Source organism: Marisediminitalea aggregata (genome assembly GCF_900129565.1).
GTDB classification, from domain to species: domain Bacteria; phylum Pseudomonadota; class Gammaproteobacteria; order Enterobacterales; family Alteromonadaceae; genus Alteromonas; species Alteromonas aggregata.
The window spans coordinates 65,198-78,634 of the sequence record NZ_FQWD01000003.1; the positions used below are offsets into that span (position 1 = coordinate 65,198).

A 13,437-nucleotide genomic window follows, 5' to 3' on the forward strand; every position below is an offset into this window, starting at 1 on the left:
AATCATAGCGAGTATGTCATCCCCAGGAAGTATTGTGTTCCGAAGAACTGAATGGTTCCTGTCTGTTCAGGCGAGGTGAAATAGCTTTTTGTGGGTTCATCAGTCACGTTATTAATCTGGAACAACACGCTCATGTTGTCGTTGATTTCATATGACGCCTGATAGTCCACGACCAGTTCTGAGTCGAAGTTAACCGTTTGGTCGTTAACCGCGACTTGTTGCGACACAAACGCATCGCGGTAACGTCCTGACACACGGGTTTCAAACCCTTCGTATTCCCAGAACAAGGTAACGGTAGCCACATTTTCAGACAGTCCCGGCAACGCACTGGCGAAAACGCCATTACCTACGGTTCGCTGAATTTCACTTTCGGTATAGGAATAACTGGCATTCATACCCAAACCAGACAGCATGCCGGGTAAATCACTGTAGATTTGTGTATAGGCGAGTTCGATACCACGAATATAACCACCGCGCGCATTGTTGACGGCGGTTTCGTACTTGCCATTAGTGGTAGGCACCACAACAGTGACAGGTGCGCCGTTTTCATCAACGACCGCTTCCGGGGTTTGCCCAGGGTAATCCAGCTCATAAAACACAGGTACCGTCACAGAGTCTGGGACAACAAAGCCATTGCCTTCAAAGTCGTACGGGTCAATACCAATGTTCTCAATAAATGACTCGATATTTTTGTAGAAGCCAGCAATAACAATGGCGCCATCGGCATCATCAAAATAATGCTCGTAAGAGATGTCGTATTGCGTCGCATAAAACGGGTCCAGGTACGGACTGTTATTCGACGAACCAGAGATACGGGCCTGTTGATTAGACAGGGTAATCTCGCCTGAATCCCGATCCTGAGTTGCGCTGATCACTTCTATATTTGTGGACGCGTTAGCAGCAAAACGGTTAATTGGCGCACGGCCCATTACTTTTGCTGCAGCTACGCGAAGCTGCGAGTTTTCGGTTAATTTAAAGTTCAGGTTAATCGACGGCAGAATATCGGTATATTCGTAGGTCAATATCGCCGGACGATAGAAATTATTGATGTACCCAAGTTCATCAACAATGTTCTGCGCCCCTGCGGTTGGGTCGCTGACCTCAACTTCCTGGCCGTCCTCGTTCTCCACGAACATGGTCGCCCGTTGTAATGTGGTTGAACTTTGCTTGGACTTCACATAGCGCACACCCACGTTACCTGTGATAGGTAAACCGGCAATCTCAGTATCGATGTTTGCCATTAAGTAAGCTGCAGATACGGTTTCAAACACGTCACCACTTTCCAGTACAGACCAGGCCGTTGAGCGGGTTGAACCCTCCAGTGGATTAATGACACCTGGGTCACCTGATCCCCAGGTTTGCGCCGGCTGTGGTATGCCTGATGGGAACCACGCATTTAACGCATCATTAAGATCAATGGATAGATAGCTGGGGAAATAGGAAAAATCGCCCTGCCAGTTAACGACTTCCACCAGGTCGTCGGTTAAACGCAGCGGTGGCTCACTGGACGAAAAAGCCTGATCATTGCCGTATTCAAATACAGAACGATCATTGCTGTACTCCCGGTCAGAGTAACGCGCACCAAATTCTACAGAAGAAATAAAATCGGTATCGAGAAAATACTGAAAATCTACCCGATAAGCATCCAGTTCATCACTGTTTACATAAGGGTAAATACCGTATTTGCTTACCATTACCCGGTCGATATCGGTAAATGCATCGGCCTGATTAAACTGTAGGTCAGGTAAGTCCAGACCGTTGAGCAGATAACTGATTTGAATATTCTGGTCAAAACGCGGACTGTCAGCAGTCGCGTCGTCCCCAACCAGAGACCATAACAAGCCGTTGCGGAAGTTACTGTTGGCCTTAGACAAGGAAACGTCAAACTGAGCAGACAAGTTTTCGGTAATCTGCCAGTCAGCATTAATGCCGTAACTTTCTACCTTGTCGAAATCCTGGTTATCGTCGTTAACCAACTCTACGCGCGTTTCACTGTTTTCTGAGCGAACGAAGGTACCGCCCACCACGTTGTTGTTTACAACAACCGGATTGTAAATTTCAGTATTCACGCCACCGAGCTTGACCCGGAAACCTCTGGCAAAGGCTTTGGAGTCAAATTCTGACACAAAAGCGTCTGCTTTAAGTTTAAAGTTATCAGTCGGCCCCCATTCTACTGCAGCAACATAGCCGTTACGGGTCTCTTCCCCGCCCTTGTGCTGCATTTCAAACCCTTCAGATATCAGCTCACATTCAACACACTGATCTTCTTTGGGTACGTCTGAATTCGGGTCGTAATTTTCCTCATCCCCAACAATACCGTCTACGTCTTTTTCAGCATTGTAGGCAAATCCGATAAACTGCGTGGACACGCTTGGCTGAAAAAGTCTGGCATATCCCAGCGACACACCCAGGGTGTCATCCATAAACTTGCCCTGATACGAGAAGCTTATACGGTGCCCGTATTCTTCTGCATCAGCCACTTCACTGGCCCGGTCGTTAAACATACCACGCACATTAGCATTAAACGTGTGCTGCTTGTCCTGCGCCAATGCGCTGGCTGTTTGTAGTTCAACAGTACCGGCTACACCGCCTTCAATTAGCGACGCTTTAGGCGATTTGTAAACCGCTGCAGAATTAATCAACTCCGAGGGATACTGATCAAATTCAATAGAACGGCTGCCGCTGGTCGACACCTGTTCTCTGCCATTAAGCGTTGAAAAAACGAAATCTCCCGAAAGACCACGTATATTGATTTCTGCTGCCTGGCCGCCGGTTCGCACTGCAGAAATACCCGGCAATCGGGTCAGTGCGTCAGCCATACTGACGTCGGGTAAGCCCCCTAAATCGTCGGCAGAGAGTTGTTCGGAAACGGTATCACTAAAGCGCTTCTGGTTGAGTGACTGGATAAGACTGCTACTAAAACCCCGAACTTCGATGCGTTCGATGGTTTCTTCCTGCTCTTGCTTATCACTTTCTTGTGCCACAAGCGGATTACTAGTGAAAACCAACCCACTGGTTAGTAGTGCCAGTGAAATGGCACTGGGTTTGAAAGTTTTCATGTTTGCCCCATTTTTTAATTATGCGTTGAAATGCGTTGAAACACTTCGTCGGTAAATTTACCGAATTTCATACTAAAGCCTGGGTAATTAACTGAAAATGCTATGCATACGTATTCAGTTAACATTTTTTACAGATTTTTTACGATTAGTTTATAGTGGTAATTGAGGGAGTTTGCACTCTGCGAATAACTTTACAAGGCATTGATAAAAAACAAAAAAGCCCGCAGTAGCGGGCTTTTAAACATGCGTGCATCGGGCACGGTATTTAAGGTTGAATTACCAACCAGTCGCTTCGCGCAGTGCTTTGCCGATGTCAGCCAGTGAACGAACCGTTTTAACACCTGCATCTTCAAGTGCTTTAAACTTCTCGTCAGCGGTACCTTTACCGCCAGCGATGATTGCACCAGCGTGACCCATACGCTTACCTGGAGGTGCTGTTACACCCGCAATGTAAGACACAACAGGCTTAGTTACGTTTTCTTTAATAAACGCAGCTGCTTCTTCTTCCGCAGTACCACCGATTTCACCGATCATAACGATCGCTTCAGTTTGTGGGTCGTCCTGGAATAATTTCAGGATGTCGATGAAGTTAGAGCCTGGGATTGGGTCACCACCAATACCTACACAGGTAGATTGACCGAAGCCTTCGTCAGTCGTCTGCTTAACGGCTTCATACGTCAGCGTACCAGAGCGAGACACGATACCTACTTTACCTGGCTTGTGAATGTGGCCAGGCATGATACCAATCTTACACTCTCCAGGCGTGATCACACCCGGGCAGTTTGGACCAATCATGCGAACGCCTTTAGCATTCACGTATTCTTTCACGTAAAGCATATCCAGTGTTGGGATACCTTCAGTGATACAAACGATCAGCTCGATACCAGCATCTGCTGCTTCAACTATTGAATCTTTACAGAATGGAGCTGGTACGTAGATAACTGTCGCAGTTGCGCCAGTCGCTTCTACCGCTTCGCGTACTGTGTTGAAAACAGGCAGACCCAGGTGAGTTGTGCCGCCTTTGCCTGGCGTAACACCGCCAACCATTTGCGTACCGTACTCAATGGCTTGTTCTGAGTGGAAAGTACCCTGACCACCAGTGAAACCCTGACAAATAACTTTGGTATCTTTATTAATTAAAACTGACATTATTTGCCCTCCGCTGCTGCAACCACTTTTTGCGCTGCGTCAGTCAGTGACTCAGCTGCAATGATATCCAAACCAGAGTTAGCCAGCACATCGCGGCCTAATTCTGCGTTGGTACCTTCAAGACGTACAACAACCGGTACATTAACGCCAACTTCTTTCACTGCGCCAATGATACCTTCAGCAATCATGTCACAACGAACGATACCACCGAAGATGTTAACCAAAACGGCTTTCACGTTGTCGTCAGACAGGATAATTTTGAACGCTTCAGCAACACGCTCTTTCGTCGCGCCGCCACCAACGTCCAGGAAGTTTGCAGGCTTACCACCGTGCAGGTTTACGATGTCCATGGTACCCATTGCCAGGCCCGCACCGTTAACCATACAACCTACGTTACCGTCCAGCGCTACGTAGTTCAGTTCCCACTGAGCAGCGTGAGCTTCACGCGCGTCTTCCTGTGAAGGATCTTTCATTTCCTTCACTTTAGCCTGACGGTACAGCGCATTGCTGTCTACGCCCAGTTTGGCGTCAAGACAGTGCAAGTTGCCATCGTCTTTGATTACCAGTGGGTTGATTTCGATCAGCGCCAGGTCAAGATCTTCAAACATTTTCGCCAGACCCATAAAGATCTGAGTGAATTGTTTGATTTGAACACCTTCAAGGCCTAGTTTAAACGCCATTTCACGAGCCTGATAAGGCTGTGGACCAACAATTGGGTCAATTTCCGCTTTCAGGATTTTTTCTGGTGTTTCTTCTGCAACGGTCTCGATTTCAACACCGCCTTCAGTAGACGCCATGAATACTACGCGACGTGTACCACGGTCTACTACCGCACCTAGGTACAGCTCGTTAGCGATATCTGTGCACGATTCAACCAAAATTTTGCTTACAGGCTGACCGTTTTCGTCAGTCTGGAAGGTCACCAAGTTTTTGCCTAACCACTTTTCAGCGAAAGCGCGAATTTCGTCTTTGGTTTTAACCAGCTTTACACCGCCAGCTTTACCACGTCCACCTGCGTGGACCTGACACTTAACTACCCACTCATTTCCACCAATGCGGTCAGCAGCTTCTACTGCACCTTGTGGTGTGTCTGATGCGTATCCTTCAGAAACAGGTAAGCCATATTCTTTGAATAGCTGCTTACCTTGGTATTCATGCAAATTCATGGTGTTTCTTTCCGATTTTTATTTAAACGAAAGCCAGCAATTGACTGGCTTGATTTGTCCTTACTGATATCCGTCCCCAAACATCAGCTTAGTGAGGATAATACATCAGTATCACCCTCACTTATAGGTTTGCTACGAAAGTCTTACACATCCAGAAGCAGACGCGTTGGATCTTCGAGCATTTCCTTCACGGTGACCAGGAAGCCAACCGATTCCTTACCATCAATGATCCGGTGGTCATAAGACAACGCCAGATACATCATTGGTAAAATCTCAACTTTTCCATTAACAGCCATTGGGCGGTCCTGAATCTTGTGCATACCCAGGATAGCGCTTTGTGGCGGGTTAATAATTGGTGTAGACATCAGTGAACCAAACACACCACCGTTGGTGATAGTAAAGTTACCGCCTTGCAGTTCAGCCATAGACAACTTGCCGTCACGGCCTTTCAATGCAAGCTCTTTGATGCCCTTTTCAATACCGGCCATGCCCAGCGTATCTGAATCTTTCAGTACTGGGGTAACCAGTCCACGCGGGGTAGAAACGGCAATAGAGATATCGAAGTAGTTGTGATAAACGATGTCATCACCGTCGATAGACGCATTTACTTCCGGATAACGTTTCAGTGCTTCGGTTACGGCTTTCACGTAGAAAGACATAAAGCCCAGACGAATACCGTGGCGCTTCTCGAAGCTATCCTGATACTGCTTACGCAAGTCCATAATAGGCTTCATGTTCACTTCGTTGAACGTCGTCAACATCGCCGTAGAGTTTTTCGCTTCTAACAGACGGTTCGCAATCGTCTTACGCAGACGTGTCATAGGAACGCGTTTTTCAGAACGCTCACCAGAGGCAACGGCAGGTGCTTCTTCAGCAGCCGCTTTCGCTGGTGCTGCCGGCGCACTTCCGCCTTTCAGGTATTGCTCAACGTCTTCTTTGGTAATGCGACCGTTTTTACCAGAACCTTTTACCTTCGCTGGGTCAACGCCTTTTTCAGCCAGTAAACGACGTACTGACGGGCTTAATGCGTCGTTGTCGTCATCGCTTTCTTCAGCTGCTGCAGCAGCCGGAGCCGCAGCACCTGCGCCTTCAACAAACTTAGCAATGATTTCTTCAGCGGTAACCGTGGTGCCTTCTTCAGCCAGAATTTCAGCCAGTGAACCGTCTGCCGGAGCAACCACTTCAAGTACCACTTTATCGGTTTCAATATCTACCAGGTTCTGGTCACGAGACACAGCTTCACCAGGTGCAACATGCCAGGTAGCAATTGTCGCATCCGCTACCGACTCAGGAAGTACAGGTACTTTGATGTCAACTGATGCGCCTGTCGCCGCAGCAGGTGCTTCCGCTTTTGCTGGCGCAGCCGCTTCTTCAGCTTTTGCCGCAGGTGCAGCTTTGGCAGCGCCGCCCTCTTCCAGCTTGGCAATCACTTGCTCGCCCAGCACAGTCGCGCCTTCTTCATTGATAATCTCACCGATTACACCATCTGCAGGTGCAACAACTTCCAGCACTACCTTGTCAGTCTCAATGTCTACCAGATTCTGGTCACGTTTTACTGCATCACCGGCCTTTACGTGCCATGTTGCAATCGTGGCGTCGGCAACTGACTCGGGTAGAACCGGAACTTTAATCTCAATTGTCATCTTTGTTCCTTATTTAATCGTGAGAGCGTCTTCAACCAGTGCTTTTTGTTGCTGGTTGTGAACGGATAAGTAACCTACTGCAGGCGACGCTGAAGCCGCGCGGCCGGCATAAGTCAATTTGGCACCATCAGGAATAACCTGCCAGAAATGATGTTGGCTGCAATACCAGGCACCCTGGTTTTGCGGCTCTTCCTGACACCAAACCCAATCTTTTACATGGCTGTATTCAGCTACAATCTTCGCGCATTCTTCCTGCGGGAAAGGATACAGCTGTTCCAGACGAATAATGGCAACGTCGGATTGCTCGTTTTTACGGCGTTGATCAAGCAGGTCGTAGTAGACTTTACCTGAACACATAACCACGCGCTTAACGCCTTTCGGGTCAAGCTCGTCAACTTCACCAATGACATTGTGGAACACGCCATCTGACAACTCTTCAAGCGAAGATACAGCCAGCGGGTGACGTAACAATGACTTAGGTGACATTACGATAAGTGGTTTACGCATTGGACGTACCACCTGACGACGCAGCATATTAAATACTTGCGCTGGTGTAGAAGGTACACACACCTGCCAGTTGTGATCTGCACAAAGCTGCAGGAAACGCTCAAGACGCGCTGAACTGTGTTCCGGGCCCTGACCTTCGTAACCGTGAGGAAGCAAGACAGTCAGACCGCACAAACGGCCCCATTTGGCTTCACCCGAGCTTAAAAACTGGTCGAATACAACCTGTGCACCGTTGGCAAAGTCACCGAACTGCGCTTCCCAAATAGTCAGACAGGTTGGCTCAGCAGTTGCGTAACCATACTCGAATGCCATTACTGCTTCTTCCGACAGCACCGAGTCGTAGATCTCCATGGTCCCCTGCTCATCATTGATGTGTTGCAGTGGCATGTACGCTTCAGCATCTTTTTGGTTGTGCAGCACGGCGTGTCTGTGGAAGAACGTACCACGGCCAGAGTCCTGACCTGTCATACGGATGCTGGTACCTGCTTCAACAATTGACGCATAAGCCAGTATTTCAGCCATACCCCAGTCAAGCATACGCTCACCGGCAACCATGGCTTTACGGTCCTGATATACCTTATTTACACGGGAATGCAGTTTATGCGTTTCCGGGTAGCTGGTGACTTTCTCGCCCAGCGCTTTCAGGTGTTCTACGCTGATTGAACCGTCGTAAGGCGTATCCCAGTCATGTCCCAGGAATGGACGCCAATCAACGGAATGCTCCGTCATTGGACGCCACTCTTCAACCACACAGGCACCGTGATCCAGCGCTGCGCGGTAGTCGTCGATGAGCTTTTCAGCTTCAACTTCACCAATAACGCCTTCTGCAATCAACTGATCAGCATAAAGCTGACGTGGCACAGGGTGCTTTTTGATCTTCTGGTACATCAGCGGTTGGGTTGCATTTGGCTCATCTGACTCATTGTGACCATGACGACGGTAACACACCAAATCAATAACAACATCGCGCTTAAATTTATTACGGAAATCCAACGCCAGTTTGGTAACAAACATCACCGCTTCCGGATCGTCTGAATTAACGTGGAAAATCGGCGCCTGCACCATCTTAGCGATATCGGTACAATACTGCGTTGAACGCGTGTCATCTGTACGTGACGTGGTGAAACCAACCTGGTTGTTGATAACAATTCGAACCGTGCCACCCACAGCAAAGCCACGGGTTTGAGACATGTTAAAGGTTTCCTGCACTACACCCTGACCAGCTATCGCTGAGTCACCGTGAATCGTCACAGGCAATACTTTACTGCTATCGTTGTCACGACGGTCTAAACGCGCTCTTACCGAGCCCATTACAACCGGGTTAACGATTTCAAGGTGAGACGGGTTGAATGCCAACGCTAAGTGGACATTACCACCTGGCGTTGCGAAATCTGATGAATAACCCGCGTGGTATTTCACGTCACCGGCACCCAGTGATTCGTCGTGCTTACCAGAGAATTCATCAAACAGAACTGAAGGATTCTTACCTAATACGTTGACCAGCACGTTAAGGCGACCACGGTGAGCCATACCTACGACGACTTCCTTGGTACCTTGTGAACCGGCTGCAGTGATCAGGCCTTTCAGCATTGGAATTAATGCGTCGCCGCCTTCCAGTGAGAATCGTTTCGCACCCGGGAACTTGGCGCCCAGGTATTTTTCCATACCGTCAGCGGCAACCAGCCCCTTGAGGATGCTGATTTTTTCGTCACGATCGATTTGCGGACGCGCTTCAACAGATTCGATTCGCTGCTGTAACCAACGCTTCTGTTCAGTATCGGTAATATGCATATACTCAGCGCCTACAGAGCTGCAGTATGTGCGATTTAACGATTTAAACAGTTCGCCCAATGGCATGGTTTCTTTGCCGATGGCATAAGAACCCACATTAAAAACCGTGTCAAAGTCGGTTTCGGACAAGTTGTGGTGAGACAACTCGAGATCCCTAACTCGTTCCTGGTGCCATAATCCTAATGGGTCAAGGTTAGCGTGCTGGTGACCACGGAATCGATAGGCATTAATTAACTGTAGAACTTTTACCTGTTTTTCATCAGATTGATTACTACCAGCCGTTGGTGCTGCGCCGCTCACACGGGCCATCGGACCGAGCGCTGCCAGCTTTTTAAATTGCTCTTTTATCAGGCTATGGTTGCTTTCAAGTTCTACCCCTTCCACCTTGGGTAAGGCGTCGAAGGTTTGCCGCCATGATTCGGAGACACTTTGCGGGTCATCCAAATAGGCTTCGTACAATGCTTCCACATAGGCAGCATTGGCTCCAGCCATGTGCGATGAGTCCCACCACGCTTTCATCACGCTTTCTTGCATTATTGTGCCTTGCTAGGTTGTCATTACATGAAATAGGAACAACGGACTCGTGTCCCTCGCTCCTGTACAAAAAAATAGCCACCCCAAAAGGATGGCCATTTACGCATTACACACTGTTTACTAAAAAGTAATCAGAGATAAACTTGCTAAACAGCCCGTTGTAAAAGCATCGACTTAATCTGGCCGATTGCTTTCGTTGGGTTTAGTCCCTTCGGACAAACACTTACACAGTTCATGATACCGTGACAGCGGAAAACACTAAAGGCATCATCCAGGTCATTCAATCGCTCATCTGTCGCCGTATCACGGCTGTCGATCAGGAAGCGGTATGCATGTAGCAGGCCCGCTGGACCAATGAACTTGTCTGGGTTCCACCAGAACGAAGGACAAGACGTTGAACAACATGCACAAAGGATACACTCGTACAATCCGTCTAGTTTAGCACGCTCTTCAGGAGACTGCAGATGCTCTCGTGCAGGCGGCTGTTTATTGTCATTGATTAAGAATGGCTTAATCTTCTCGTACTGAGTGTAGAACTGCGTCATGTCTACAACGAGGTCACGTACCACTGGAAGTCCGGGTAACGGACGAATAACCAGCTTGCCTTTGCCCAGTGCGGACAGCGGCGTGATACACGCCAGACCATTCTTACCATTCATGTTCATGCCGTCTGAGCCACAAACACCTTCACGACATGAACGACGGAATGACAATGTTGGATCCTGTTCCTTTAATAGTAACAGTGCATCCAGCACCATCATATCCTGGCCTTCTTCTACTTCCAGGGTGTAATCCTGCATACGAGGTGCGTTATCCACCTCAGGATTATAACGGTATACCGAAAAAGTTAATTGCATGGTCTAACCCCTCTTAGTATGAACGTACTTTCGGCGGGAAGGCTTCACGAAGCTTAGGCGCCATATTGACATCACGTTTAACCATGGCCTCAGTTGCCGGGTTGTATACGCTGTGACATAACCAGTTCTCATCATCGCGATCCGGGTAGTCAAAGCGGCTGTGCGCACCACGGCTCTCAGTACGGAAGTTAGCTGCTACCGCTGTGCTGTAAGCAGTTTCCATCAGGTTGTCTAGTTCCAGACACTCGATACGCTGGGTATTGAAGTCTGAACTCTTGTCGTCAAGACGTGCTGACTTAAGACGTTCGCGAATCTCTTTAAGCTGCTCCAGACCTTCAGCCATCGCTTCACCTTCGCGGAATACCGAGAAGTTAAGCTGCATACACTGTTGCAGATCTTTCTTGATCTGAACCGGATCTTCGCCCTTGCCTTTCTCTGTTCCTTCCCAACGATTGAAACGCGCCATCGCGGCTTCAAGATCAGTTTCAGAGGCATCACGCGAAGGAGCGATTTCGTCAAGTTTAGCACCCAGGTGCAGACCTGTCGCGCGACCAAATACAACAAGGTCAAGCAGTGAGTTACCACCCAGGCGGTTAGCACCGTGTACAGATACACAAGCGATTTCACCGCAGGCGAACAAACCGTTCACAACTTTGTCGTTACCGTTTTCGTCCAGCGTCAAACACTGGCCGTCAACATTAGTAGGAATACCACCCATCATGTAGTGACAGGTTGGGATAACCGGAATAGGTTCTTTAACCGGATCAACGTGAGCAAAGGTACGAGACAACTCGAGGATACCAGGCAGGCGTGACTCAAGTACTTCTTTACCTAAGTGGTCAAGCTTCAGCTTGATGTGTGTACCCCAAGGGCCTTCACAACCACGACCTTCACGGATTTCGGTCATCATTGAACGCGCAACAACGTCACGACCAGCAAGGTCTTTCGCATTAGGTGCATAACGTTCCATGAAACGCTCACCGTCTTTATTCAACAGGTAACCACCCTCACCACGACAACCTTCGGTTACCAGGGTACCTGCACCAGCGATGCCAGTTGGGTGGAATTGCCACATTTCCATATCCTGCACACAAACGCCGGCACGCAGTGCCATACCAACGCCGTCACCGGTGTTGATGTGAGCATTGGTCGTTGATGCGTAAATACGACCCGCACCACCTGTTGCCAATACAACGGCTTTCGATTTGAAGTAAACCACTTCACCGGTTTCGATATCGATTGCAGTACAGCCGACAACATCACCGTCCTGGTTTTTTACCAGATCAAGTGCGTACCATTCGCTGAATACTTTAGTTTTGTTCTTTACGTTTTGCTGATACAGCAGGTGAAGTAACGCGTGACCGGTACGGTCAGCTGCCGCCGCTGTACGTGCGCCCTGCTCGCCACCGAAATTCTTCGACTGGCCACCAAAAGGACGCTGGTAGATTTTACCATTTTCAAAACGCGAGAATGGCAGACCCATGTTTTCCATTTCAATAATGGCTTCCGGGCCTGTTTTACACATGTACTCAATGGCGTCTTGGTCACCAATGTAATCTGACCCTTTAACAGTGTCATACATGTGCCATTCCCAGTTGTCTTCATGCGAGTTACCCAGCGCTACGGTAATACCGCCCTGCGCTGATACCGTATGAGAACGGGTTGGAAATACTTTAGATAATAATGCACAGGATTTGCCAGACTGCGAAATTTGCAGTGCTGCACGCATACCTGCGCCGCCGGCGCCAATTACGACGGCGTCAAATTCATGAACGGGTAAACTCATCTTACACTCCCCACAAAACAAACAAACCAGCTGCTACGTATACGAACGCAATGATATTCAGAACGTACTGAATGATGGCGCGTAGTCCGGTTGGTTTTACGTAGTCGGTTAATACCTGCCATAAACCAATTCGAACGTGGATCATGACGGAGACCAAAGCAGCGAGTGTGAATACTTTCATAGCCAAACCTGAGAACAGGCCATGCCATACATCGAAAGTCACTTCATCGGTAGTGATAAAGAAACCAGCAATAAAAAAGGTATAAAGCGCAATTATAAATGCGGTGGCGCGTAATGAAACGTAGTCTTGAACGCCATTACGTTTAATGCTTGCCTGATTCGTTACCATAGTGCAACCCCTATAACTAATGTCAGAACAACCCATAAGCCAATCACAATTTGTGCACTGAGATTGCCAGATTCCAACTCTTCCCAATGACCCATGTCCATGATGCCGTGACGGATACCGCCAAGGATATGGTAAGTCAGTGCTGAAGCTGTACCGATTGCAATGATTTTTCCAATCAATCCGTCCATCATAGCCTGCACGTCTGCAAAGCCTTCTGGAGATGATACCGAAACGGCCCATGCCCAGATCACAAACAGCAATGCAAAAAACATTGCAACGCCTGTTACACGATGAAGAATTGACGAAATAGCAGAGGGAGGAAATTTAATGGTTTGAAGATCTAAATTTACTGGTCTTTGCTTTTTCACAATTTTTGCCTGTTTTATCCGTAGGGACAATCACTCTCGTGTTTATGTCCTGACAGAGTGATTTTGATTGTTACCTGTTAATTGTCTCATCCAGTGAGTTGTTAACATTTTGTGAATGTTTTATTACCTGATTTACAGAATAATTATTCGGGTAAATTCAAGTAGGCAGAGTATATCCACGACCTAGTATAATTACAATTTTTTGTGTGGTATTAGGACATTAGTCTT

General features: G+C 48.1%; 9 protein-coding genes. All 9 read right to left on the reverse strand.

Annotated elements, in window-relative coordinates:
* Window positions 1-2: 2 nt before the first annotated feature.
* The 9 genes from BUB81_RS08320 to sdhC all read right to left on the reverse strand — a co-directional run bounded on the left by BUB81_RS08320 (window position 3) and on the right by sdhC (window position 13,209).
* Complete coding sequence (locus BUB81_RS08320; RefSeq protein ID WP_073321307.1) at window positions 3-3,059, reverse strand: TonB-dependent receptor; 3,057 nt, start codon at window positions 3,057-3,059, stop codon at window positions 3-5.
* A gap of 276 nt (window positions 3,060-3,335) precedes the next feature.
* Window positions 3,336-4,208, reverse strand: a complete 873-nt coding sequence (gene sucD / locus BUB81_RS08325) for a succinate--CoA ligase subunit alpha (protein WP_073321310.1) — start codon at window positions 4,206-4,208, stop codon at window positions 3,336-3,338.
* Window positions 4,208-5,374, reverse strand: a complete 1,167-nt coding sequence (sucC, locus tag BUB81_RS08330; RefSeq protein WP_073321315.1) for an ADP-forming succinate--CoA ligase subunit beta — start codon at window positions 5,372-5,374, stop codon at window positions 4,208-4,210. The genes sucD and sucC overlap by 1 nt, the downstream gene beginning before the upstream one ends.
* Window positions 5,375-5,517: 143 nt before the next feature.
* Window positions 5,518-7,017 (reverse strand): 2-oxoglutarate dehydrogenase complex dihydrolipoyllysine-residue succinyltransferase, encoded by a 1,500-nt coding sequence (gene odhB, locus BUB81_RS08335; protein ID WP_073321318.1) that lies wholly within the window; start codon window positions 7,015-7,017, stop codon window positions 5,518-5,520.
* A 9-nt stretch (window positions 7,018-7,026) separates the two neighbouring features.
* A complete protein-coding gene (gene sucA / locus BUB81_RS08340; protein ID WP_073321321.1) occupies window positions 7,027-9,849 on the reverse strand; it encodes a 2-oxoglutarate dehydrogenase E1 component in 2,823 nt (940 codons plus the stop codon).
* 146 nt (window positions 9,850-9,995) lie between these two features.
* Window positions 9,996-10,706 carry a succinate dehydrogenase iron-sulfur subunit gene (locus BUB81_RS08345; protein ID WP_073321324.1) on the reverse strand — a complete coding sequence of 237 codons (711 nt, stop codon included), beginning with the start codon at window positions 10,704-10,706 and terminating at the stop codon, window positions 9,996-9,998.
* Between the two features lie 13 nt (window positions 10,707-10,719).
* Window positions 10,720-12,492, reverse strand: a complete 1,773-nt coding sequence (gene sdhA / locus BUB81_RS08350; RefSeq protein WP_073321327.1) for a succinate dehydrogenase flavoprotein subunit — start codon at window positions 12,490-12,492, stop codon at window positions 10,720-10,722.
* Between the two features lies 1 nt (window position 12,493).
* A complete protein-coding gene (gene sdhD, locus BUB81_RS08355; RefSeq protein ID WP_073321330.1) occupies window positions 12,494-12,841 on the reverse strand; it encodes a succinate dehydrogenase, hydrophobic membrane anchor protein in 348 nt (115 codons plus the stop codon).
* Window positions 12,835-13,209, reverse strand: coding sequence for a succinate dehydrogenase, cytochrome b556 subunit (sdhC, locus tag BUB81_RS08360; protein ID WP_073321333.1), 375 nt, complete (start codon window positions 13,207-13,209; stop codon window positions 12,835-12,837). Before sdhC ends, sdhD begins: the two co-directional genes overlap by 7 nt.
* Between the last annotated feature and the right edge of the window lie 228 nt (window positions 13,210-13,437).

Coding starts and splice junctions, on each gene's coding strand:
- odhB (WP_073321318.1), bottom strand. CDS start 7,017: ATGACAATTGAGATTAAAGTTCCGGTTCTACCCGAGTCAGTTGCCGAC.
- sucC (WP_073321315.1), bottom strand. CDS start 5,374: ATGAATTTGCATGAATACCAAGGTAAGCAGCTATTCAAAGAATATGGC.
- BUB81_RS08320 (WP_073321307.1), bottom strand. CDS start 3,059: ATGAAAACTTTCAAACCCAGTGCCATTTCACTGGCACTACTAACCAGT.
- BUB81_RS08345 (WP_073321324.1), bottom strand. CDS start 10,706: ATGCAATTAACTTTTTCGGTATACCGTTATAATCCTGAGGTGGATAAC.
- sucA (WP_073321321.1), bottom strand. CDS start 9,849: ATGCAAGAAAGCGTGATGAAAGCGTGGTGGGACTCATCGCACATGGCT.
- sdhA (WP_073321327.1), bottom strand. CDS start 12,492: ATGAGTTTACCCGTTCATGAATTTGACGCCGTCGTAATTGGCGCCGGC.
- sdhD (WP_073321330.1), bottom strand. CDS start 12,841: ATGGTAACGAATCAGGCAAGCATTAAACGTAATGGCGTTCAAGACTAC.
- sucD (WP_073321310.1), bottom strand. CDS start 4,208: ATGTCAGTTTTAATTAATAAAGATACCAAAGTTATTTGTCAGGGTTTC.